We start from the raw sequence: 23,463 nt of genomic DNA, 5'->3' as shown, positions 1-23,463 counted from the left end.
GAGATAAGGTTAATAAACTGGCTATTGGCGTATTGAAAGAAAAAAAACAGGAACGCGTGTTGTTAACGTGGCAATCCCACTGTCGTTCTCAGCATAGACCGAGGAACACAGGCAGAAGATGCAGGTTGAGTCTGTGGGAGATTCCCACCTTCGCGGGAATGACGGACGCCGCTCTTGATTGGTGAAGAGGGACGGAAATAATAAGTCCCCCTATTTATCGTCCTCGGCCTCAAGATTGCGGCATGGGCGAATCAAAGCTTGTCGAGAAGCTGTTTTAGCCCTTTACTGGTCTGGCTCTGCTGATTTTTATCTGCCCACTCATTGAGCCGCTTTTTCATCTCATCCTGAAGGCGTTTACGCAGCAACTGATCGACTTGCAGTTGATAGCTCAGGTTATTGATCGGGCAGTAAATACGCAGCGGTACGCTGGTAGATTTTAAAATGTCCACCAACTGCTCGTTGCCACGCCAGCCGTCGGTAATGCGCACGTTAAAATTCATGTCACATTGTTGAGCCGGGAGATCAAACTGGCTGGTGCCAGTGAGCGACAGCAGGGCGGATTGACCAGTGATATCACTTATCCGCAGTTTGCCCGCATTAAGATCGGCATTGCCCGTCAACCGTGTAATGTCGGTATAGCGATCGTAGCGCTCTAACGCCTGCACATTGCTGTTGTTACGCACCACCGCCAGCTGAATCATCTGCTGGATATTCACACCCTGAAAACGCAGGTTATCCACGCTCAACGCCGCGTTACCCCGCCACTGACGCATCAAGGCATCCAGCGAGAAGGTATCACCACTAAACTGTCCCTTTAACGACAGTTTCCCACTGACCGTTTGCGGCAACGCAAACGCTACTGTCAGCGGCTCAACGCTCACTCCCTCAATAGTGGGTTGCAACGTGATTTTCGGTGTTGTCTTCGCATCCATTTTTCCGGTCAGTGCAATATGTCCGCCGTTAAGCTCACTCTGCAACGAGGAAAGGGTCAGCACGCCAGCCTGATTGACCGCATTGAGGTTAAGTTTGCTGAAGGTCAGGCCACGGTAGATAAGCGTGTCCACTTGCAATGCCAGCTGCGCGCTGAACGATTGCCATAAGGCATCTCCCTCACCCAGCCCACGTTCCGTCGAGACCACCGGCGTAACCGTCTTGATCGCGGTGGGCGTAGCGTTTTGCGTTTGTGGCGTTGGCGTACTTCCCAGTAGCGCATCGAGGTTTAGCCGCGCCGCGTTAATGTCCAGCGTATATTCCGGGTGATCGCCCAAGGTTGCTGTCGCATTCCCGCTCAGTTGACTGTCACTCATCGCCAGCGTGAACTGACTTACCGTGACTTTTTCTGGCTGAGTCACACCCGCTGCTTGTTGGTAACTGGCTTGAAGGCTACCACTGCCGCTGATGCCGCCAGCGGGAATTCCTGCGCCCTGAAGCTGGTATTGAAATTGTTCGATGCTGGCGTCGATTTGCTGCGGATAGTGCTGCATATCGAGATTCGCCTGAAGTGATACGGCAAGATCGCGCTGATCGCGATTAATGCGGCTGGTCAACTCCAGCGCCAGTTGGCGATCGCGACGCTCTTCCAGCGTGAGGTTGATATCGCGCACGTTGAGTTGTTCGTCGTCGCCACGTTGCAATATCAACAGGCTATCCACGATTTTTAACTGATTGACGGCAAGTCGCCAATTACGCGTCTCTTCCGGCGTTGACGACCCCGCTGGCGCAATGGGTGCGGTGCTGGAACGATGCGCTTCGCTTTCAGGCGTTAAGCGCACCACCGCCCCTTTGAGCATCACCTGTTTCACTTCCAGACGATGTGACAATAGCGGCCAGAGTTTGACATCCAGACGCATGTTTTCTGCACTGACAATCGGTGCCGCCGCTCCCGGTGCAGTTAGCGACATACCGCCGGAGAGAATGCTGAGTTGCGGCCAAACGTGCCAGCGCAAATCCCCTTCTAACTGCAAACGGTATCCGCTGCGGGCATCGACCTGGCTTACCATATAAGCGCGGAAATCGTTGGGGTTCACCAGCATGACCAGCGCCGTCATACCGACAGCCAGCACCACAAGTAAAATCGCCAGCGTCGTCAACACTCTTTTCATGCCATCCTCCCAACAATCAGTGCAACAGCATTATGCACTGGCGATCAATCCTTATCGATTCGGCTCGCCACAGCGCCCTGCTGATCTTTGTATTTCGCATCTTCACGACGGTTGTAGGGGCGCGCGGCCGGGCCAGAGAGCGGTTCAAAACTCAATGCACCGATAATCATGCCAGGACGTAATGCCAACGGTAGCTTACCTGAATTATAGAACTCCAGCACAATTCTACCCTGCCAGCCGGGATCGATGCGATGTGCAGTTACGTGGACCATTAATCCCAGTCGCGCCAATGATGAGCGACCGTCAAGCCAGCCCACCAGATTGTCCGGCAATGTCACCGACTCTAACGTCACCGCCAGCGCCAGTTCGCCAGGATGCAGGAAAAACGCTTCTCCTTCCGGCAAGTTGATTTCATCACTCATCACGCGATCGAGCGCCGCGCTGACTTCATCTTTCGGGCCGCTTAAATCGATAAATGCGGCGGTGTGTCCGCTGAAAACGCGAAACTGATTGCCCAGTCGCACATCCAGCGTTGCGCCGTTAATTCGTTCAACGGGAGGACGGGGGGTGATAACCAGGCGTCCATCGTCTAGCCAACTTTCTATGTCGCGATCGCACAGTCTCATGTTGTTCCCTTTTCTCGTTTACGCCGTCTTCGGTGAATTATTCAAAAAACTGACTGATTTTGGCTTTCAGAATATCAATGGCAATACGGTTTTTACCGCCGCGTGGCACGATAATATCTGCATATTGCTTGGACGGTTCAATAAATTGCAAAAACATCGGGCGTACTGTTTTTTGATACTGCTCCATGACCGAATCCATGGAGCGACCACGTTCGTTCACATCACGGCGCATACGACGCAGCAAACAGATATCCAGCGGGGTATCGACAAAAATGGAAAAATTCAGCTCAGCGCGCAAGCGGACTTCCGTCAGTAACAAGATACCCTCTAAAATGATCACTTTCTTTGGCAGCAAGCGTACCGTCTCTTGCTTACGGGTATGCTCAACGTAACTGTACTGTGGCAACGCAATCGCTTGTCCGGCCTTGAGCATTTTCAGATGCGTTAATAGCAGGTCATGGTCCATGGCATTGGGGTGGTCGTAGTTGGTTTTCACCCGCTCTTCCATGCTCAGATGGCTTTGATCTTTATAATAACTGTCTTCCGGGATGACCCCGATATGCTCATCCCCCACCTGATCGCGCAACTCGCGATAGAGCGTACTGGAAATAAGACTTTTACCAGAAGCGGATGCTCCTGCAATTCCGATGATGACACACTGGTGAGACGTCGCAGCCATGACAATAAATGACCTGATAAATGAGGGAAATGCCGAATGGCATAGTAACGGGTAAACAAACAGTAACGAGCGAATTATAGGGAGTTAAGGCAGGCAGCGCCAGCCCTACTCATGGTCATTTCTGGTTTGCAAGGGAATTGGTGAGCGTGCACACGTTGTCACGGCGCAACGAAAGATAACAAACGTGAAAACAGGTGGAAGCGATGCCTTATGTGGTGCATTTCCCGCTCACCGAGCGAGCTGAACAGTGAAGCAGCACGCTTTCACCGCCGGAAGATCAGTCATACTGACGTTCCCGCCGCGTTACCAGCCAACAGGTCTGCCACAATCCGTGCTGTTATCTACACATCCGCGAGCACGGACACGTTCCATACGCAGGTCCCTTCTGAATATCCCATCGTGCCCCATCGAATAAAGTGGTCCACTGACATGCATACCGGGTGGTCCATTGACATGCATACCGGGTCTTTTATTCTGTTGCGCCTCATAATTATAAGGCGCACATGATAGGAGAGTGGCAACGGGCAGTGTGAAAATAAACCATCTTAAGATTGTCGTCATCGCGCTGACCCTCAACATCAGTAAGTTCATCGGACCGAAAAACTATCACAGGTATCGCACCTGAGATACCTACAGCGCGTTTTGATTGGCGTTTGGTTTAAATGAACTGGAGGTGTCCGGTCATAACGCCGGGAACGCTGATAATGGGTGAGTGATTTATCAATGCGAGAATCCGCCAGGCGGACTGCGGGTTTATCGCAGGCAGTTCCCGCCAATGCGGGAACCCTATTGACCCTGCATAAAATCGATCACACTGCGCGGAACGAAATCTCGGTCGGAATGACTTCACCCTGCCAGTAAAGCTGTGCAGCCACTTGCCCAGCCAGTTCACGATACAGTGAGGTGAACTCGCTGTCCGGTTTGCTGGCAACGGTGGGTTCACCGCGATCGAGATCTTCACGTAGCGAGATATGCAGCGGCAGTTGCCCCAGCAGGGCGCAGTTGTATTTTTCCGCCAATTTCTGCGCGCCGCCGGTGCCAAAAATAGGCTCCAGATGACCACAGTGGCCGCAAATATGCACGCTCATGTTCTCGACGATACCCAGCACCGGCACGCTGACTTTCTCAAACATGGTGATACCCTTCATGGCATCCACCAACGCAATATCCTGCGGCGTCGTCACCACTACTGCGCCCGTCACCGGCACATTTTGCGCCAGCGTCAACTGAATATCCCCGGTGCCCGGCGGCATATCCAATACCAGATAATCGAGATCCGGCCAGAGCGTATCTTGCAGCAGTTGCAACAGGGCTTTACTCGCCATCGGGCCACGCCACACCATCGCATTATCATCCGTCACCAGATAACCGATAGAGTTGGTCGCCAGGCCGTAAGCCATGATGGGCGCCATGTGTTGACCATCCGGCGAGGTCGGGCGCTCGCTGGCGGTGCCCAGCATGGTCGGAATGGACGGGCCATAGATGTCGGCATCGAGAATACCCACCGACGCGCCCTCTGCGGCCAACGCCAGCGCCATGTTCACCGCGGTGCTGGATTTCCCTACGCCGCCCTTGCCAGAGCTAACGGCAATAATATTTTTAACACCTTTGACACCTGCCTGGTTGTTAACGCGGCGCAGCGTGGCAATACTGTGCGTCAGGCGCCATTCCACATCCTTGGCACCGGTTAAACGCATCAACTCGGGGCTGACGGTCTCTTTTAATACGTCCAACCCACTCAACCAGGCAAACGGCATCACCAGCTCGATGCGCAGCACCTCATCCAGCAAGGCACAATGATGCAGGGCATTGAGGGTCGTCAGGTTATTTTTCAGCGTCGGGTGCTTAAACGTGGAGAGGACACCGGTCACCAGTGCCTTCAACGTATCGGGGGTTTGCTCAGGGATTGTTGCGTTCATCCCGGCTCCTTATCGTTCTCATTATTTTGTGGAAAAACGGCCATAGCATAACAGAATGCCCCGTTCCGATCGTTGACCTCAGTGAAAAAATCGACCCGAGTCGCGTGAACGCCGTATTGCTGGCGTTTGGCAGGATTTTCCGCTTGCAGCGGTTTACGCCATAAGGACCTATCGGTTAACATCGGGATTCCTTCTCATCATCATGAAAGAAAGTAAGTTCCCCACTATGACTCAAGTCGCTAAGAAAATATTGGTAACCTGCGCGTTGCCTTATGCTAACGGATCAATCCACCTCGGCCACATGCTGGAGCATATCCAGGCTGATATTTGGGTCCGTTATCAGCGAATGCGCGGTCACCAGGTTCACTTTATCTGTGCGGATGACGCCCACGGTACACCAATCATGTTGAAAGCACAGCAGATGGGTGTGGCACCGGAGCAGATGATTGCGGACGTGAGTCAGGAACATCAGCGGGATTTCGCTGGCTTTCAGATTAGCTACGACAATTATCACTCCACCCACAGTGAAGAGAACCGGGAGCTGTCCGGTCTTATCTATGGTCGTTTGAAAGAGAACGGTTTTATTAAGAACCGCACCATTTCGCAGCTCTACGATCCGGAAAAAGGAATGTTCCTGCCGGACCGTTTTGTCAAAGGCACCTGCCCGAAATGTAAAGCGGCCGATCAGTATGGCGATAACTGCGAAGTGTGCGGTGCGACCTATAGCCCAACGGAATTGATCGATCCGAAATCAGCGGTTTCCGGCGCTACGCCGGTGATGCGCGAGTCAGAGCATTTCTTCTTTGATTTTCCCGCGTTCAGCGAAATGCTGCAAGCCTGGACGCGTTCTGGCGCATTGCAGGAGCAGGTCGCCAACAAGATGCAAGAGTGGTTTGATGCCGGCCTGCAACAGTGGGATATCACCCGCGACGCGCCCTACTTCGGTTTTGAAGTGCCGGATGCGCCGGGCAAATACTTCTACGTCTGGCTGGATGCCCCGATCGGTTACATGGGGTCGTTTAAAAACCTGTGCGACAAACGCGGCGATATCGATTTTGATGAATTCTGGCGTAAAGAGAGCAGCGCTGAACTGTACCATTTCATCGGTAAAGACATCGTCTATTTCCACAGCCTGTTTTGGCCCGCCATGTTGGAAGGCAGCGGTTTCCGTAAGCCGACCAACCTGTTTGTGCACGGCTACGTGACGGTAAACGGCGCCAAGATGTCCAAATCGCGCGGCACCTTTATCAAGGCCGAGACCTATCTGCAACATCTGGATGCGGATTGCCTGCGTTATTACTACGCCGCCAAGCTGTCGTCACGCATTGACGATATCGACCTCAATCTGGAAGATTTCGTACAGCGCGTTAATGCCGATATCGTTAACAAAGTGGTTAACCTCGCGTCGCGTAACGCCGGTTTCATCAATAAGCGTTTTGGCGGGAAACTGGCGGAAACGCTGGCCGATGCCGAGCTTTATGCCACCTTCGCCAATGCGGCTGACAGCATTGCCGAAGCCTACGCCAACCGGGAATCCGGCAAAGCCATCCGCGAGATCATGGCGCTGGCCGATATCGCTAACCGCTATGTGGACGAACAAGCCCCGTGGGTGGTGGCAAAAGAAGAAGGCCGCGATGCGGATTTGCAGGCGATTTGCTCGATGGGCATCAACCTGTTCCGCGTATTGATGACCTACCTGAAGCCGGTATTACCATCACTGGCCGAGCGTGCCGAAGCGTTCCTCAACACTACATTGACATGGGATGCGGTAGCACAACCGCTGCTGGGTCATGAGGTGAAAGCGTTCAAAGCGTTGTTCAACCGCATCGATCTCGACAAGGTCAATGCGATGGTTGATGCCTCCAAAGAGGACATGAGTGCCAAGACGGTGGTGACCGGCCCGCTGGCTGACGATCCGATTCAGGACACCATCTCTTTTGACGATTTTGCCAAAGTGGATATGCGCATTGCGCTGATCAAGCAGGCAGATTTCGTGGAGGGCTCTGATAAGCTGCTACGATTGACGCTGGATCTCGGCGGTGAAACGCGCCAGATTTTCTCCGGCATCCGCACGGCGTATCCCGATCCGAAAGCGCTGGAAGGGCGTTTGACCATCATGGTCGCCAACCTGGCCCCGCCTAAAATGCGCTTTGGCGTGTCGGAAGGCATGGTGATGGCAGCTGGTCCTGGTGGCAAGGAGATTTTCCTGCTCAGCCCGGATAGCGGCGCACAGCCGGGAATGCAAGTGAAATAACGCATTAAGCCGCCTTCGGGCGGCTTTTTTATCGCCCTTTTTTTGCCGCAAAACATCTCATAGAGGTAGCATCTCTCCCTCTTTCCTGTTGCTTAATTGTGTCTTTTTTGTACGGTGGCTTTTTTGCCGTTTTGGCTATTTTTGCAGCGAAAAAACAACCGTCAGATTACAAAACTGAAACCAAACGCTATATAATCTATTATATATCACTATAAAAACATACCTTTAAAGGAGTAAAAAGGTGTTTTAAATACTTAAATTTTGATTTCGCGCAAAACCCCTATCGTGAGTGTTGTTAAATTGCCTGCAACAAAAAATAAACAAACAATCACATAGGGAAACTAATGCAAATCAATCGAAGAGGTTTCTTTAAAGTTTGTGCAGGGGGGATGGCTGGCACCACCCTCGCAGCACTGGGCTTTGCCCCAACGGAAGCAATGGCATCGGTACGTCAGTACAAGTTACTGCGCGCCAAGGAAACTCGTAACAACTGCACCTACTGTTCCGTCGGGTGCGGTGTGTTGATGTACAGCCTGGGTGATGGCGCGAAAAACGCTAAACCTGCCATTTACCATATCGAGGGGGGATCCGGATCATCCGGTAAGCCGTGGCTCACTGTGCCCGAAAGGCGCAGGGCTGGTTGACTACATCCACAGTGAAGGCCGTTTGAAACACCCCGAATATCGCGCACCAGGCTCCGACAAATGGCAGCGCATTAGCTGGGATGATGCCATTGACCGCATTGCGCGCCTGATGAAGGCCGACCGCGATGCCAACTTTGAACGCGTCAACGCCAAAGGCACGGTGGTTAACCGTTGGTTGACCACCGGCATGCTGTGTTCTTCTGCCGCCAGCAATGAAACCGGTATCCTCGATCAGAAATTCGCCCGATCACTGGGTATGGTCGCTATCGACTGCCAGGCACGCTTATGCCATGGCCCAACCGTTGCCGCACTCGCGCCGACCTTTGGTCGCGGTGCCATGACCAACAACTGGGTGGATATCAAAAACGCCAACCTGATTATCGTGATGGGCGGTAACGCCGCAGAAGCCCACCCGGTTGGGTTTAAATGGGCGGTCGAAGCGAAAACCCATAACGATGCCAAGCTGATCGTGGTGGACCCGCGCTTTAACCGCTCCGCCGCCGTGGCCGATCTCTATGCCCCAATCCGGGCAGGTTCCGATGCAGCGTTCCTGCTGGGGATTATCAACTACCTGATCACCCATGATAAAATTCAGCACGAATACGTGAAGTCTTACACCAGCGCTAGCCTGATCGTGCGTGAAGACTTCGGGTTCGATGAAGGGCTGTTCAGCGGTTATAATGCAGATACCCGCCAGTACGACAAGACCAGTTGGAACTACGAACTGGATGCCAACGGCTTTGCCAAACGCGACATGACGTTGACGCATCCGCGCTGCGTCTGGAACCTGCTAAAAGCGCACGTGGCTCGCTATACCCCTGAGATGGTCGTTTCCCTGTGCGGTACACCCGCGCACCATTACGAAGAGATCTGCCGTTCTCTGGCAGAAACCAGCGCCCCCGATAAAACCGCGACCTTCATGTACGCGCTGGGTTGGACACACCACACCAATGGCGCACAGATTATTCGTGCCGCTGCCATGATCCAGCTACTGCTGGGCAATATCGGTATGGCCGGCGGCGGTGTTAACGCCCTGCGCGGTCACTCCAATATTCAGGGCTATACCGACCTGGGGCTGCTCAGCCTTAACCTGCCGGGCTACATGCCGCTGCCGTCGGAAAAGCAAAGTGACCTGAAAACCTATCTCAAGCAAATCACGCCAGATGCGCTGCTGCCGGACCAGGTTAACTACTGGAAAAATACGCCAAAATTCTTTATCAGCATGATGAAGAGCTTCTATGGCGACCACGCGCAAGCGGACAACCAGTGGGGCTAAGAGTGGCTACCGAAGTGGGATCGCAGCTACGACGTCATGATGCAGACCGAACTGATGGTTGAAGGCAAGATGCACGGTTATATCGTGCAAGGCTTCAACCCGCTGGCCGCGTTCTCCAACAAGAACAAAGCAACGGAAGCACTCTCCAAATTGAAGTACATGGTGGTTATCGACCCGCTTGCGACCGAGACCTCCACGTTCTGGCAGAACCACGGCGAATTTAACGACGTGGATAGCGCCGCCATCCAGACCGAAGTGTTCCGTTTGCCTTCCAGTTGTTTTGCAGAAGAAAACGGCTCTATTGCCAACTCCGGCCGTTGGTTGCAATGGCACTGGGCGGTGGCTGAGCCACCGGCAGAAGCGCTGCATGACGGGAAGATCCTCGGTAAATTGCTGATGCGTCTGCGTGAACTGTATCGCGAAGAAGGTGGTGTATGCCCTGAGCCGTTGATGAACATCAACTGGAACTATCAGGACCCGGAAGACCCAACGCCGGAAGAGATCGCGCGCGAAGGCAATGGTATGGCGCTGGCCGATATTTATGACGACAAAGGCACGCTGATCCTGAAAAAAGGCCAGCAGTTGGCGGACTTTTCGCAGTTGCGCGACGATGGCACCACCTCCAGCTTCTGCTGGATTTATGCCGGTAGCTGGACGGAAAAAGGCAACCAGATGGCTAACCGTGATAACAGCGATGCCGGTCTGGGGGCAACGCCGGGCTGGGCTTGGTGCTGGCCGCAAAACCGCCGCATCCTGTACAACCGCGCCTCTGCTGACCTGCAAGGGAAACCATGGGACAGCAAACGCAAGCTGCTGGAGTGGAACGGCCAGAAATGGCAAGGCATTGACGTGCCTGATTTCGCCGCTACCGTACCGCCCGGCAAAGACGCAATGCCGTTTATCATGCTGCCGGAAGGCGTGGCGCGTCTGTTCTCCATGGACAAACTGGTCGATGGCCCGTTCCCGGAACACTACGAACCGGTTGAAACGCCGCTCGACACCAACCCGCTGCACCCGTCCGTGGTTTCCAGCCCGGCGGCGCGGCTGTTTGCCCGCGATATCAAAACCATGGGTAAAGCGAGTGACTTCCCGTATGTCGCTACCACCTACTCCATTACCGAGCTGTTCCGTCACTGGACCAAGCATGCGCGCATCAACGCCATTCTCCAACCTGAGCAGTTTGTGGAAATTGGTGAAAACCTGGCGCAGAGCAAAGGGATCAAAGCGGGGGATGAGGTGAAGGTTTCCTGCCAGCGCGGCTTCATCAAGGCCAAAGCGGTGGTCACCAAACGAATCAAGACCTTGACCGTCGCCGGTAAAGCGATTGAGACCGTCGGGATCCCTTTCCACTGGGGCTTTGAAGGCACCACGCGCAAAGGCTTCCTGGCAAATACCCTCACGCCCAGCGTCGGTGACGCTAACTCGCAAACGCCAGAGTTCAAGGCGTTTTTGGTGAATGTGGAAAAGGTGTAAGGTAGCGCGCTATGTCAATGCAATCTCAAGATATTATCCAACGTTCGGCTACCAGTAGCCTGACACCGCCACCGCACGTGAGAAACGACAAAAGTGAAGTGGCCAAACTGATTGACGTCACCACCTGTATTGGCTGCAAAGCCTGTCAGGCGGCCTGTTCCGAGTGGAATGACATCCGTGACGAAGTGGGCCATAACCACGGGGTGTATGACAACCCGATGGATCTGAGCGCCAAATCGTGGACGGTGATGCGCTTTTCTGAAGTGGAAAGCGCCGATCGTCTGGAGTGGCTGATCCGTAAAGATGGCTGTATGCACTGTAGCGATCCGGGCTGTTTGAAAGCGTGCCCGTCTGCCGGTGCCATCATTCAGTACGCGAACGGCATTGTCGACTTCCAGTCCGAGCACTGCATCGGCTGCGGTTACTGTATCGCTGGCTGTCCCTTCAACGTTCCGCGTCTCAATAAAGACGATAACCGGGTGTACAAATGCACCCTGTGTGTGGATCGCGTTAGCACGGGTCAGGAACCGGCCTGTGTGAAGACCTGTCCGACCGGCGCCATTCATTTCGGTACCAAGGAAGAGATGAAACTGCTGGCGGAAGAGCGCATCACGCATCTGAAAAAACGCGGTTACAACAACGCGGGTCTGTACGATCCAGAAGGGGTGGGTGGTACACACGTTATGTACGTGTTGCACCATGCCGATAAACCGTCACTCTACAACAATCTGCCCGACAATCCGCAGATCTCCACCCCGGTCAACTTGTGGAAAGGCATCCTCAAACCGCTGGCTACGCTCGGCTTTGTCGCGACCTTTGCCGGTTTGATTTTCCACTATGTCGGCATTGGGCCCAATACGGAAGAAACAGAGCATGACCACGATGAGGAGGAGAAGCAATGAGCAAGCAGAAAATGATTGTGCGCACCAAATTCGTTGACCGCATCTGTCACTGGATTGTGGTGATCAGCTTCTTCCTGGTGGCGCTGTCGGGGATTGCGCTGTTTTTCCCCACGCTGCAATGGCTGACGCAGACCTTTGGTACGCCGCAGATGGGGCGCATCATGCACCCGTTCTTCGGTATTCTGATCGTGGTCTGCCTGGTGCCGATGTTCTTCCGTTTTGTGAGCCACAATATTCCTAAACGCCGCGACCTTCCCTGGTTCCTGCATATCGTTGAGGTTCTGAAAGGCAATGAACATAACGTCGCGGATGTGGGCAAATACAACCCGGGCCAGAAGATGATGTTCTGGAGCATCATGGGGTTAACGCTGGTGTTGCTGATTACCGGCATCATCATGTGGCGGCCGTACTTTGCTCACCTGTTCCCGATTGACATCGTGCGCTACGCCATTCTGGTTCATGCGGCGGCAGCTATCGTGTTGATCCACGCCATCCTGATTCATATGTACATGGCGTTCTGGGTACGCGGTTCCATCAAGGGCATGATCGAAGGCAAAGTCTCTGCCAAGTGGGCGCGTAAGCACCACCCGCGTTGGGCGCGTCAGGTGCTTAACGAAGAAGAAGAGAATAAGTAAATCTGGTTTCCCGGCGACAGGCCGGGAATATCCTGTTGGCGTTCCCGCACTGCGCGGGAACCCCGTCTGGCTTAATCAAGCGCCAGAATACTCACCCACATCGGCCCCTGCCCTACGGCATAGCGCGCCAACGGTTGCAGCTTTCCGCTTTCCTGCTCGATGCGATACACCTCAATGTGCTGGGACTTCTGCCCGGCAGAAATCACAAACTCACCGCGGTTATCGATATTGAAACCGCGCGGTTGCGTCTCCGTTGGTTGATGTCCCACCAGCGTCAGGGTGCTGCCATCTTCGGACACCTGGAAAATACTTAACAGGCTGGCGGTACGATCGCTGCAATAGAGGAAACGACCATCTGGCGTCAAATGAATATCCGCCGCCCAGCAGGTATCCGCAAAGCCCTGCGGCATGGCATCCAACGATTGCACGGTACGCGCTTTGCCTGCCACCGAGTGCAGCTCAATCACGTCAACCGAACTGTTCAGCTCATTCACACAGTAAGCAAAACGCTGATTGGGATGAAAATCCATATGCCGGGGGCCTGCGCCGTCCACCGCATGCAGGTCCGCTTGCGCCGCAACTGACAGCTCACCCTCAGCAGAAACCTCATACAAACGAATGCGATCTTCTTTCAAGCACGGTGCCCACAGCACCTGGTTTTGAAGATCAATATTGCTGGAGTGGCAACCTGACAGCCCATCCAGTTGTTGAATTGGTTCCCCCACAATGCCTTCGGCATCAATCGGGCTGACGCTCAACGTTTCTCCGCTGTAGGATGCGCTAAACAAAAAACGTCCTTGACGGTCAGTGGATAAATGCGTCGGACTTCCCGGCAACGAGGCAGAACCCACCTGCGTCAGCAAACCTTGCGCATCGATGCGGTAACTGATGGCCGAGAACGTCGGGCGTACCCCAACGTAAAGATGCTGTTTGTTGGGCGCTATCACCATCGGCTGCACCTGACCCGGCGCATCGACAACCTGTAACAACGTGAGCTGCCCCGAAGACGCCAATTGCCAGACGTGAATCTGCTGGCTTTCCGGACTGGCGATATAGACCACTTGCTGCATGCTTTTCTCCTTGGTTTGTCGCATTTTGCGCCATGCCACTTAGGGTGTAACATTATGGGCATTAACGCAATTCTAGACTCTCTTAATAGGACCGCTATGACGTATCGTATCATTGCTCTTGATTTGGATGGCACATTGCTGGACAAACAAAAGAAAATTTTACCGGAGTCCCTCGCAGCACTGGCGCAGGCACGCCAGCAGGGCGTCAAAGTGGTGATCGCCACTGGGCGTCACCATTCCGCGATTCATCCGTTCTATCAGGCGTTGGATCTGGATACACCCGCGATTTGCTGCAATGGCACCTATCTGTACGATTATCAGCATAAGCAGACATCGCAAGCCAATCCGCTGACGGCTGCTCAGGCTAAAAACGTGCTGACCCTGTTAGGCGAGTATGGCATTCACGGTCTGATGTACGCCGATGACGGCATGTTGTATCAAGAACCAACCGGCCATGTGATACGCACTCAGGCGTGGGGAGAAACGCTGCCGCCACACCAACGCCCCACCTTTCTTCACGTTGACAGCCTGATTAACGCCGCCGATCGAGTACAAAACATCTGGAAATTCGCCTTGTCGCATTCGGATACGCAAGCGCTAGACAACTTTGCCAATCGGGTCATGGACGAGTTTGGTTTGACCTGCGAGTGGTCCTGGCAGGATCAGGTTGACGTCGCCCAAAGCGGAAATAACAAAGGCAAGTTGCTGAGTGAGTGGGTCACATCTCAGGGGTATTCTATGAGCGAGGTGCTGGCCTTTGGCGATAACTTCAATGACATCAGTATGCTGGAAGCCGCAGGACTTGGCGTTGCCATGGGCAACAGTGATGACGCCGTTAAAGCGCACGCCGATCTGGTTATCGGACACAATGAAGAGCCGGCTATTGCACAGCTAATCCGTCAGCGAGTGTTGCAGTAAGAAGGTTATCCCCGGCGAACGCCGGGGAATGACTAGGCCGTAATCGACACACTTTTGATCTGCGCATACAACCACATATCCGCACGCAGTCTCAGGTCATCGCGCGCCCAGGGTGAAATCCTAGCCCACAGGATTTGCCCTCCCACCGACAGCTTCACTTCAACCTGCTCATCGACGTCGATACATTCCAACACTTTAGCGGGCAACACGTTACGAATACTGCTCGCCGTTGGCGGTTGCAACACCAAAGAGACATCGACCGCGTTGATACGAATACGCAGCGGCGTTTTCAACGGCATGGCGACCCGATTCACCCACAGTCGTTGTTCGCCCAGCGACAGCGCCGTCATGGCATAACGCTCATGCTGCTCCATCACTTTCACATTGAGAATACTGCTTTGCTCATCGCTCGGTAGCCAGGGGCGCATCGCGCTGCTCGCCCACACCTCTTCCAACCGACCTTCCGCTTTAACCTTACCGTTATCCAGCACCACCACCCGATCGGCAAGCCGCACGATCTCTTCCATGCTGTGGCTGACATACAGGATAGGAATATTGACCTCTTTCGCCAACGTCTCCAGGTAGGGTAATAGCTCACGTTTGCGCGGCAAATCAAGCGACGCCAGCGGCTCATCCATCAGCAGCAGTTCCGGTGCAGTCAGCAAGGCGCGGCCAATCGCTACACGCTGCTTTTCGCCACCGGAGAGGGTCAGCGGTAAGCGGTTTAACAGTGCCTCAATGCCCAGCAATGCCACAATGGCATCAAACTGCGATTTCATGGATGACGCCATGCCATAACGCAGATTGCCTTGCACACGATAATGCGGAAACAGCCGTGCATCCTGAAAGACATAACCCACATGGCGCTTTTCGGGCGGCAAGCAGATACGTTTCTCGGCATCCATTAACACACGATCGTTGAGCACAATTCGGCCAGACTGTGGGCGCGTCAGCCCCACCACCGCATTGATCAACGACGTCTTTCCGGCACCAGATACGCCAAACACCGCAGAAATGCCTGATGCAGGCAATTGGGTATCCACACGCAAATCAAGATCGCCGAGGCGTTGATGAAAATTAAGCTCCAGCATTACACCCCCAACCGTTTGCGACCCCAGCGGGTTAACCACTCAGAGAGCAGCAACGACGCCATTGAGAGCAGAATGGCAATCACACACAGGCGCGCTGCATCCGCTTCTGCACCAGGTGTTTGAATCAATGTGTACATGGCCGACGGGATAGTGCGCGTTTCACCCGGAATATTCGACACAAACGTAATGGTTGCACCAAACTCCCCCAGCGAGCGAGCAAACGCCAACACGGTGCCTGCCACAATACCGGGAAATGAAAGTGGCAACGTGATGGTGAAGAAGACACGCCAAGGGTTAGCACCCAGCGTGCGGGAAGCCAGCTCCAGCCGCGTATCCAACGCTTCTAACGCCAGACGAATGGCGCGCACCATCAGAGGAAACGCAATTACCGCAGAGGCTAACGCGGCACCGCGCCAACTGAAACTGAAGCTGAGGCCGAACCATTCATAAAGCCATTGGCCGATAATCCCTTTTCTGCCCATCCCGATGAGCAACAAATAGCCAATCACCACTGGTGGCAACACCAGCGGCAAATGGATAATGCTGTCCAACAGCGATTTACCGGGAAAACGGCAGCGTACCAACACCCATGCCGCCAGGATCCCTAGCGGCAGGCTGAATATGACAGCGGTGATGGAAACTTTAAGACTAAGTTCAATGGCTTGCCATTCGTAATCCGTGAGCATCATCCGCGCGGCGTGAAACCATAGCGTTTGAACACATCCGCAGCGGCAGGCGTTTTCAGGTATTCGTAAAAACCGGTCACCGTCGCGTTGTTATGATCTTTGATGATAGCCATCGGATATTCGACCGGCTTGTGGCTCTCTTTCGGGAAAATGCTGACCACTTTCACCTTGTTGCTGGCAACCGCATCGGAACCATACACAATGCCTAAAGGGGCTTCTTCACGTTCTACCAGCGCCATGGCGGAACGCACATCGTTAGCGCGTGCCATCACCGGAGAGAGTTCATCCCAGGCTTTCAGATTTTGCAGCGCTTCTTTGGCATAGATCCCGGCAGGCACATGGTCCGGATCGCCAACTGCCAGATGGCCGCCTTTCAACAGGCTCTTCCAGTCGGTTTTATCCGTGATGGCAAAATGCTTCACATCACTGGTTTTCGGTGCAATCACCACTAGCGCATTACCCAGCAGGGTATAGCGAGTCGCAGTATCGGTCAGATTTTTATCCTGAGCGTAATCCATCCACTGCTGGTCGGCAGAAATAAACAGATCCGCAGGCGCGCCTTGTTCAATCTGGCGAGCCAGCGTTGAAGAAGAAGCAAAAGAGGAAACGATATCGACGTTTTTCTCTTTCTTATATTGAGCGCCAATTTCCTGCAACGCATTGGTCAGCGAAGCGGCGGCGAACACGGTGATTTTCTGTTCCGCGGCGAAGGCGGGCATCGCCAGGGTTGCGCTCAGGGTTAGTGCTACACCCCATTTCATCCATTGCTGTTTCATCGGTCTCTCCCAAGAGTAATTACATCAGGACGTTATCGTTGTATTCGGAATAATATAACGATAAAAGCCACAATGTCATGCGCTTTTGCTCGCATAATCCGAAGAGAGTACATACAAAAAAATAATGCCCGGTCGAAGCGACCGGGCACCATAAACATAAAAGAGAAACCGAGTGGGGTTACTTTCTTACAACGCGTTCATCGGCATGACCAATACGGGAAAAGACATTAAATACTTCGCCTAAACCGTAGATAGCACCGAGGATGATCGCCATCATCACGGGCACCATGGCAACTGCAAACAGCAGGCTTTTGAGCAAATCCAACATGCTTACCTCACTTATCGCTAACGGTCCGCTCATCAATACACGCGACATTCATCGCGAATCTCAACGTACCCCAACGAAAAATCATTACGGGTGATGATGAATAGTGTACCGTAACTGTAAGAATTAATACGACCATTTGTGCGGTTTGCCCGCACCGCTCAAACGCGCGACAATAGCGCCGCACCGAACGTCACACACGCTCGGTTTTGTCTTTTTTAATCTCCCTGGACCGTGACCATGCAAGCTGAAATCCTTCTGACACTCAAATTACAACAACGTCTTTTTGCCGACCCACGACGCATTGAGCTGATCAAACAGATTCGCCACACCGGTTCCATCAGCCAAGGGGCCAAACTCGCAGGTATCAGTTACAAAAGCGCCTGGGATGCCATCAACGAAATGAACCAACTGGCAGAGCAGACCATTGTAGAACGCATGACCGGCGGTAAAGGCGGCGGTGGGGCCACGCTGACGCGTTATGGCGAACGGTTGATTCAGCTCTATGATTTACTTGCACAAATACAGCAAAAGGCGTTTGACGTGCTGCAAGATGATAATTTGCCGCTGGACAGCCTGCTGGCCGCCATCGCGCGATTTTCACTGCAAACCAGCGCCCGCAACCAGTTCTTTGGCACGGTGCAAGCCCGCAGTCGGGACGCAGTTCAGCAGCACCTGAGCGTACTGCTGGCCGATGGAAAGACGGCGGTGAATGTCTTACTGACCCAACAGAGCGCCGAGCGACTGGGGCTCAATGAAGGTAAAGAAGTGCTGGTATTGATTAAAGCGCCCTGGATTGCGGTGTACGATACCACCGCAACTCGGCCGCAATCCGATAACGAGCTAACTGGCGCCGTGTCATCGCTGGAAGCAGGGCAGGATAGCAGCGAAGTGCTGATCGCACTGGCAAGCGGCGAGACACTGTGCGCCACAGTGCCAAACGAGCAAGTGACACAACAAAAACTGCGCGTGGGCATGCCGGTGACGGCCTGCTTTAATGCCGACCGTGCGATTGTCGCGACCTTGTGCTGATCGCTGAACGCCTGTGGCACAAATCAACATAGGAACAGCTTGACAACGACGGCAATGCCCTTTATTTCTGGGGGTATTACTTGCTAAAAAAGAGATAAAGAATGTCGTCGTTGCAAATTTTGCAAGGTGTTTTTCGCATAAATGACACACGCGTTTTGCGCCTTGATGCCTTGACGCTGGAAGAAAAATCGCAATGGGCCTTTGTGGGCGCGAACGGCAGCGGAAAATCTGCACTGGCGCGCGCACTATCGAGTGAACTCCCGCTGCTGGAGGGATCGCAACAAAGCGATTTTCCTCGCGTTGCGCGTCTCTCCTTTGAGCAGTTGCAACAACTGGTCACGCAAGAGTGGCAGCGCAACAATACCGATATGCTCAGCATTGATGAAGACGATACCGGACGTACTACCGCTGAAGTGATTCAGGATGAGATTCACGATCCAGTCCGTTGTGCCACGCTGGCAGCCTTGTTCGGCATCACTCCCCTGCTCTCGCGCCGTTTCAAATACCTCTCTACCGGTGAAACACGCAAGGTTATGCTGTGTCAGGCGCTGATGCCAAAACCCGATCTGCTGATTCTGGACGAGCCCTTCGATGGTCTCGATGTCGCTTCTCGTGCACAGTTGGCAGAACATCTGGCAGAGTTGGCACAGCGCGGCTACACGCTGGCGATCATTGTTAACCGGTTCGATGATATTCCTGAATTTATCAACCATGTTGGTATTCTGGCTGACTGCACGCTGACGCGCACCGGTACGCGTGAAGCGGTATTGGCTGATGCCTTAATCGCCCAACTCGCATTTAGTGAAACGCTTTCCGGTACAGCGCTACCGGCCCCAGAAGACCCACTGCATACACCGACGCTCCCAGCCAATCAAGCTCGCATCCTCCTGCGAGACGGCGTAGTGCAATATAACGATCGCCCCATTCTGCATCACCTTGACTGGGAGGTATTACCCGGTCAGCATTGGCAAATCGTCGGTCCAAACGGCGCGGGGAAATCAACATTGCTGAGCCTGATTACTGGCGATCACCCACAGGGGTACAGTAACGATCTAACGCTGTTTGGCCGCCGTCGCGGCAGTGGCGAAACCATTTGGGATATCAAACGGCATATCGGTTACGTCAGCAGCAGCCTGCATTTGGAATACCGCGTCAGCAGTAGCGTGCGCCATGTTATTACCTCAGGCTTTTTCGATTCGATCGGCATTTATCAGGCCGTGTCCGATCGCCAACGGTTCTTAACGCAGCAATGGCTCGACCTGTTGGGACTGGCGACACAAGCGGACTCCCCGTTCCACGCATTATCATGGGGGCAGCAGCGCCTGGTCCTGATTGCACGCGCACTGGTGAAACACCCGGCACTGTTGATCCTTGATGAACCGCTACAAGGATTAGATCCGCTCAACCGACAATTGGTGCGGCGCTGGTTGGATGTATTGATCGGTGAAGGTGAAACGCAACTGCTGTTTGTTTCCCACCACGCAGAAGACGCGCCGGAATGCATCACGAACCGTCTTACCTTTGTAGCACAAGGGGATATTTACGGATATCAGTTTGAAACGCTGATAGGTAACGCGAAATAAACAATAAAGGCCGCCAAGCGGCCTTTATTACGTTAACTGTGATATGTATATAAATTGCAAACTATATCACCACTCATCTAAATCATAATTGTTTTCAAACATAGCTCGTTTGTATTCAAGAAATCGCCGCGGAAGGTAACGATGGTAATTTTTATCATGACAAAACTCTGCAAAATCATCAAAATGGGATACACCAACTTTGGTATAGAGTCTTTGCAGAGCACTCTCAATGGTACGGGGCGAAAGGAATAACATATCACCTATCGCTTTACAGGTTCGCCCTTGCAGTTTTAAGAAAATGATTTCACATTCTTTCTCTGTAAAGAAATCATCTGGCCGATTGAGTAATAAAGACCCTGGACATCGCCCATTGATAAAATCATTAGGTGTGAAGGTTTGTAGCGTTTTTGCATAAGTCACGACCCCAACACATTGATTATTATTGTCATAAAAAGGCATCTTTTTCACAATATATGGATAGCTAACAGCCTCAGGGTGGACTTCCAACAAACTGAGTCCTTTCTTTGAAGCACTAACTTGTTTATCTTGAAGTTGCCACTCTTTAACAACATATGGATTTTCCGTCAATCTGGAGCAAAGTTCATATTCCGTTCTATGTAAAAAATCATTTGGTGTTCTCAGACCAGCAAGCTTTGCCGTTGGCAAATTAGCATATATATAAACAGAATCTAAATCTTTTATAAAGTAAGGGTCGGGGACCTGATCTAAAATATTCTTAAGAATTCTTGGGAGATAATTATCATCGTGAACATCATCATTCATAAAACCACCTTTTCACCATATATGAATTAAAAAACCCCTTGCAACCTCTGCATGTTAATTCAGCAATAAACAATTTAAGAGTGTAAGTTAATGATGAGACTTTACTAATTCCCACACTCAATAAATTCAGAACCAGTGAAATAATCAAGATATTAAAACATGATAAAACGACTACTAATAAAACATTTTGGCAAATAACGATGATAACCCCGGAGATAACAAAACTCATAAAAATCATCACAGTGCTTCACATCTGCTTTATTGTAAATTATCTGCAACGATCACTCCACATCCCGAACTGAGCAACCCAACCGAGAAGCGATACTTTTTGGTGTCTGCCCCTGTAGGCTTAGATAAATAATCTCACACTCTTTTTCACTAAAAAAATCATCAGGCTTAGTTAATAAAAATGACCCCGTATTATTACCTCCCATCAATTGCGTATAAGAAAAATCCTCTAAAGCTCTGCAATAAATAACAACACCCTGACACCTGTTATCTTCATTGTAAAACGGGAATTTTCTAACCATATAAGGATAATCTACAGCTTCAGGATTAACCTCTAACGTATCTATTTTTTTTCTTAATGAAGCTACTTGTCTATCCTGCCATTGCCACTCTTTAACAATATCCTTATTTTCTGTCAAACGAGATGAAAGATCGTTCTAATTCTTATACAACAAATCATTCAACGACTGTAGTCCCATTTTTTTAACGGCGGACAAATTAGCATAGATGAAAATCGAGTCCAATCCTTTGATAAAATAAGCATCATTATGTTGATCAAATAATGACGTCAACATTTTTGGAAGAACTATGCTTGCATGCTCATCACTTTTCATGACGACCTCTTATTGCAATAAAAAATTAATATTCTATAGTAAAACAATCATTACTGACGTATAGCGCCTGCAAAAAAACCACAACCATGAATTTCATACTTAGCAGAACGAATTGACATTAAACAAATAAAAACCATAAAAGAACATCATTTTTTGAAATTTTACACCATCCGTTTCATGTTTTTTTACAAATTACGACAACACTAGGAATACATATTCATTTTTATAAAACAGCAGTAAGGTGATTGAATTATTGTAGTAACATTCACTATATCAGCATCGTATCAATCCCTCTCAATGAATGCGGAAACATACAGCCCATATAGAAATAAAGCACGCTATTATTTACATAAAGATGAGTCGTAATATATAAGAACCATTAGAGGATTTACGCTGAAAAAATAAATCATAATCGGCGTATCCAAAAGTAAAACCAGACTGAAAAGATCTCATCACTCGCTCATCGCATTTATCTTCACCAGGGACCCTTTTGCATTTTCACGCGCGCTGCGGCGCGCTGTCTCATTTCTCCTCACGCCTCGTCGCTCATCATCAAGTACCCCTTCACCGGCAGATATGATATTTTTTCCCCTGCCTACACGGCGCAGGAGGTAGGGTTTCTTATTGATGGATCAAAGTGATAGCGATACCACGCTATTATGACGCCAATAGTTGATGGATTTTTCAGGTGTGAAACGGATTATTCCTCTCGGCAAGATTGATAAAAAACCTCATAATTTCAGCGAATTTCTTCGTTGCAGATCACCTTTTCACCCCACAGGCTATGCTAGTTTTATTCAATATTGGTCATCGAGGTTCTTATGAATGTTTTAGTGACAGGTGGTAGCGGTTACATCGGCAGCCATACCTGTGTTCAGCTCTTAGAAGCCGGGCATCAGCCGATTATTCTGGATAACCTGTGCAACAGTAAAGCCAGCGTGGTGGAAACCCTTACCCGCCTCACCGGCAAAACCGTGCCGTTTTATCAAGGTGATATTCGCGATAACGTTTTATTAGACCGCATTTTCGCCACTGAAAATATCGATGCCGTGATCCATTTTGCCGCGCTAAAAGCAGTCGCAGAATCCGTCAGCAAGCCTGTTGAATACTATGACAACAACATCTATGGCACCCTGACGCTGGTTAAAGCGATGGAAAAAGCAGGCGTTAAAAACCTGATTTTCAGTTCATCTGCCACGGTCTATGGCGATCAGCCACGCATCCCTTATCAGGAAAGCTTCCCCACCGGTATGCCCGCCAGCCCTTACGGGCGCAGCAAGTTGATCGTGGAGCAGATCCTGACAGACTTACAGAAAGCGCATCCGGAATGGAGCATCGCCTTGTTACGCTATTTCAATCCGGTTGGCGCCCACCCTTCAGGTGAGATGGGCGAGGACCCACAAGGCATCCCTAACAATCTGATGCCCTTTATCGCGCAAGTCGCCGTTGGTCGCCGCGAATCGCTGTCTGTCTTCGGTGATGACTACCCGACGGAAGATGGCACCTGCGTCAGAGATTACATTCACGTGGTCGATCTGGCCGATGGTCACGTGGCGGCAATGAAAGCACTGCATCAACGCCCAGGAATACACATCTACAATCTGGGCGCAGGTGTCGGCTACAGTGTATTGAACGTCGTGCAAGCATTTAGTCAGGCATGCGGCAAACCGCTGCCCTATCACTTCGCCCCGCGCCGCGAGGGCGGATCTTCCCGCCTATTGGGCCGACCCGGAAAAAGCGGCCAATGAACTCCACTGGCGCGTTACCCGGACGTTAGCGCAAATGGCGGAGGATACCTGGCGCTGGCAATCCAAACATCCCAATGGCTATCCCGACTGATACCCTGA

At 51.8% G+C, this 23,463-nt stretch carries 17 protein-coding genes and 2 pseudogenes; 8 read left to right on the top strand and 11 right to left on the bottom strand.

All coding sequences use genetic code 11. The features are described 5' to 3' along the window. Positions 1–251: 251 nt before the first annotated feature. The 4 genes from asmA to apbC form a co-directional block, all read right to left on the bottom strand. Positions 252–2,102 (bottom strand): outer membrane assembly protein AsmA, encoded by a 1,851-nt coding sequence (gene asmA / locus K6K13_RS06710; protein WP_222160070.1) that lies wholly within the window; start codon positions 2,100–2,102, stop codon positions 252–254. 44 nt (positions 2,103–2,146) lie between these two features. Beyond that, positions 2,147–2,728 carry a dCTP deaminase gene (gene dcd, locus K6K13_RS06705; RefSeq protein ID WP_222160069.1) on the bottom strand — a complete coding sequence of 194 codons (582 nt, stop codon included), beginning with the start codon at positions 2,726–2,728 and terminating at the stop codon, positions 2,147–2,149. Between the two features lie 37 nt (positions 2,729–2,765). Beyond that, positions 2,766–3,407 (bottom strand): uridine kinase, encoded by a 642-nt coding sequence (gene udk, locus K6K13_RS06700; RefSeq protein ID WP_222160068.1) that lies wholly within the window; start codon positions 3,405–3,407, stop codon positions 2,766–2,768. Between the two features lie 809 nt (positions 3,408–4,216). Then, the gene (apbC, locus tag K6K13_RS06695; RefSeq protein WP_222160067.1) at positions 4,217–5,326 is read right to left on the bottom strand and encodes an iron-sulfur cluster carrier protein ApbC; all 1,110 of its coding nucleotides are present in this window, start codon (positions 5,324–5,326) and stop codon (positions 4,217–4,219) included. A gap of 226 nt (positions 5,327–5,552) precedes the next feature. Here apbC and metG point away from each other — a divergent pair, with 226 nt between their 5' ends. From metG to fdnI, 4 genes and pseudogenes are all read left to right on the top strand, one after another. After that, positions 5,553–7,580, top strand: coding sequence for a methionine--tRNA ligase (gene metG, locus K6K13_RS06690; RefSeq protein ID WP_222160066.1), 2,028 nt, complete (start codon positions 5,553–5,555; stop codon positions 7,578–7,580). A 344-nt stretch (positions 7,581–7,924) separates the two neighbouring features. Continuing rightward, positions 7,925–10,973 (top strand): annotated as a pseudogene (gene fdnG, locus K6K13_RS06685) (formate dehydrogenase-N subunit alpha). 11 nt (positions 10,974–10,984) lie between these two features. Continuing rightward, complete coding sequence (fdxH, locus tag K6K13_RS06680; protein ID WP_222160065.1) at positions 10,985–11,875, top strand: formate dehydrogenase subunit beta; 891 nt, start codon at positions 10,985–10,987, stop codon at positions 11,873–11,875. Further along, on the top strand, positions 11,872–12,510 hold the full coding sequence (gene fdnI, locus K6K13_RS06675; RefSeq protein ID WP_222160064.1) for a formate dehydrogenase-N subunit gamma: 639 nt from the start codon (positions 11,872–11,874) through the stop codon (positions 12,508–12,510). Before fdxH ends, fdnI begins: the two co-directional genes overlap by 4 nt. Positions 12,511–12,581: 71 nt before the next feature. Here the strand turns inward: fdnI and pgl are convergent, their stop codons facing one another. Beyond that, entirely contained in the window at positions 12,582–13,580 is a 999-nt protein-coding gene (gene pgl / locus K6K13_RS06670) for a 6-phosphogluconolactonase (RefSeq protein ID WP_222160063.1), read from the bottom strand. Between the two features lie 96 nt (positions 13,581–13,676). On the opposite strand from pgl, the gene K6K13_RS06665 reads away from it, so the two are divergent. Continuing rightward, complete coding sequence (locus K6K13_RS06665; protein WP_222160062.1) at positions 13,677–14,498, top strand: pyridoxal phosphatase; 822 nt, start codon at positions 13,677–13,679, stop codon at positions 14,496–14,498. A 32-nt stretch (positions 14,499–14,530) separates the two neighbouring features. On the opposite strand, the gene modC is transcribed toward K6K13_RS06665, so the two are convergent. From modC to K6K13_RS06645, 4 genes are all read right to left on the bottom strand, one after another. Further along, positions 14,531–15,589 carry a molybdenum ABC transporter ATP-binding protein ModC gene (gene modC, locus K6K13_RS06660; RefSeq protein ID WP_222160061.1) on the bottom strand — a complete coding sequence of 353 codons (1,059 nt, stop codon included), beginning with the start codon at positions 15,587–15,589 and terminating at the stop codon, positions 14,531–14,533. Beyond that, entirely contained in the window at positions 15,589–16,278 is a 690-nt protein-coding gene (modB, locus tag K6K13_RS06655; RefSeq protein WP_222160060.1) for a molybdate ABC transporter permease subunit, read from the bottom strand. The genes modC and modB overlap by 1 nt, the downstream gene beginning before the upstream one ends. After that, complete coding sequence (modA, locus tag K6K13_RS06650) at positions 16,275–17,051, bottom strand: molybdate ABC transporter substrate-binding protein (protein ID WP_222160059.1); 777 nt, start codon at positions 17,049–17,051, stop codon at positions 16,275–16,277. Before modA ends, modB begins: the two co-directional genes overlap by 4 nt. A gap of 178 nt (positions 17,052–17,229) precedes the next feature. After that, positions 17,230–17,379: an AcrZ family multidrug efflux pump-associated protein gene (locus K6K13_RS06645; protein ID WP_196906231.1), complete on the bottom strand. Its 150-nt coding sequence runs from the start codon at positions 17,377–17,379 to the stop codon at positions 17,230–17,232. A 237-nt stretch (positions 17,380–17,616) separates the two neighbouring features. On the opposite strand from K6K13_RS06645, the gene modE reads away from it, so the two are divergent. Both modE and modF read left to right on the top strand, forming a co-directional pair. Continuing rightward, positions 17,617–18,408, top strand: coding sequence for a molybdenum-dependent transcriptional regulator (gene modE / locus K6K13_RS06640; RefSeq protein ID WP_222160058.1), 792 nt, complete (start codon positions 17,617–17,619; stop codon positions 18,406–18,408). A 101-nt stretch (positions 18,409–18,509) separates the two neighbouring features. Continuing rightward, a complete protein-coding gene (gene modF, locus K6K13_RS06635; protein ID WP_222160057.1) occupies positions 18,510–19,991 on the top strand; it encodes a molybdate ABC transporter ATP-binding protein ModF in 1,482 nt (493 codons plus the stop codon). A gap of 66 nt (positions 19,992–20,057) precedes the next feature. On the opposite strand, the gene K6K13_RS06630 is transcribed toward modF, so the two are convergent. Together K6K13_RS06630 and K6K13_RS06625 are read right to left on the bottom strand one after the other, a co-directional pair. Next, on the bottom strand, positions 20,058–20,774 hold the full coding sequence (locus K6K13_RS06630; RefSeq protein ID WP_222160056.1) for a PAS and helix-turn-helix domain-containing protein: 717 nt from the start codon (positions 20,772–20,774) through the stop codon (positions 20,058–20,060). A 281-nt stretch (positions 20,775–21,055) separates the two neighbouring features. Beyond that, positions 21,056–21,421: a hypothetical protein gene (locus K6K13_RS06625; RefSeq protein WP_222160055.1), complete on the bottom strand. Its 366-nt coding sequence runs from the start codon at positions 21,419–21,421 to the stop codon at positions 21,056–21,058. Positions 21,422–22,437: 1,016 nt separating this feature from the next. Between K6K13_RS06625 and galE the strand changes: the two are divergent. Further along, positions 22,438–23,455 (top strand): annotated as a pseudogene (gene galE / locus K6K13_RS06620) (UDP-glucose 4-epimerase GalE). Positions 23,456–23,463: the final 8 nt, after the last annotated feature.

The organism is Symbiopectobacterium purcellii (genome assembly GCF_019797845.1).
GTDB lineage: Bacteria > Pseudomonadota > Gammaproteobacteria > Enterobacterales > Enterobacteriaceae > Symbiopectobacterium > Symbiopectobacterium purcellii.
The sequence above is the reverse complement of the archived record's forward strand: the minus strand, read 5'-3'. Positions and strand labels throughout refer to the sequence as shown.

Excerpts from the sequence above, each read along its gene's own strand:
- asmA (WP_222160070.1), bottom strand. The coding sequence starts at position 2,102 with ATGAAAAGAGTGTTGACGACGCTGGCGATTTTACTTGTGGTGCTGGCT.
- modF (WP_222160057.1), top strand. The coding sequence starts at position 18,510 with ATGTCGTCGTTGCAAATTTTGCAAGGTGTTTTTCGCATAAATGACACA.
- metG (WP_222160066.1), top strand. The coding sequence starts at position 5,553 with ATGACTCAAGTCGCTAAGAAAATATTGGTAACCTGCGCGTTGCCTTAT.
- K6K13_RS06665 (WP_222160062.1), top strand. The coding sequence starts at position 13,677 with ATGACGTATCGTATCATTGCTCTTGATTTGGATGGCACATTGCTGGAC.
- modA (WP_222160059.1), bottom strand. The coding sequence starts at position 17,051 with ATGAAACAGCAATGGATGAAATGGGGTGTAGCACTAACCCTGAGCGCA.
- K6K13_RS06630 (WP_222160056.1), bottom strand. The coding sequence starts at position 20,774 with ATGAATGATGATGTTCACGATGATAATTATCTCCCAAGAATTCTTAAG.
- fdxH (WP_222160065.1), top strand. The coding sequence starts at position 10,985 with ATGTCAATGCAATCTCAAGATATTATCCAACGTTCGGCTACCAGTAGC.
- dcd (WP_222160069.1), bottom strand. The coding sequence starts at position 2,728 with ATGAGACTGTGCGATCGCGACATAGAAAGTTGGCTAGACGATGGACGC.
- modB (WP_222160060.1), bottom strand. The coding sequence starts at position 16,278 with ATGATGCTCACGGATTACGAATGGCAAGCCATTGAACTTAGTCTTAAA.
- modC (WP_222160061.1), bottom strand. The coding sequence starts at position 15,589 with ATGCTGGAGCTTAATTTTCATCAACGCCTCGGCGATCTTGATTTGCGT.
- K6K13_RS06645 (WP_196906231.1), bottom strand. The coding sequence starts at position 17,379 with ATGTTGGATTTGCTCAAAAGCCTGCTGTTTGCAGTTGCCATGGTGCCC.
- pgl (WP_222160063.1), bottom strand. The coding sequence starts at position 13,580 with ATGCAGCAAGTGGTCTATATCGCCAGTCCGGAAAGCCAGCAGATTCAC.
- apbC (WP_222160067.1), bottom strand. The coding sequence starts at position 5,326 with ATGAACGCAACAATCCCTGAGCAAACCCCCGATACGTTGAAGGCACTG.
- udk (WP_222160068.1), bottom strand. The coding sequence starts at position 3,407 with ATGGCTGCGACGTCTCACCAGTGTGTCATCATCGGAATTGCAGGAGCA.
- modE (WP_222160058.1), top strand. The coding sequence starts at position 17,617 with ATGCAAGCTGAAATCCTTCTGACACTCAAATTACAACAACGTCTTTTT.
- fdnI (WP_222160064.1), top strand. The coding sequence starts at position 11,872 with ATGAGCAAGCAGAAAATGATTGTGCGCACCAAATTCGTTGACCGCATC.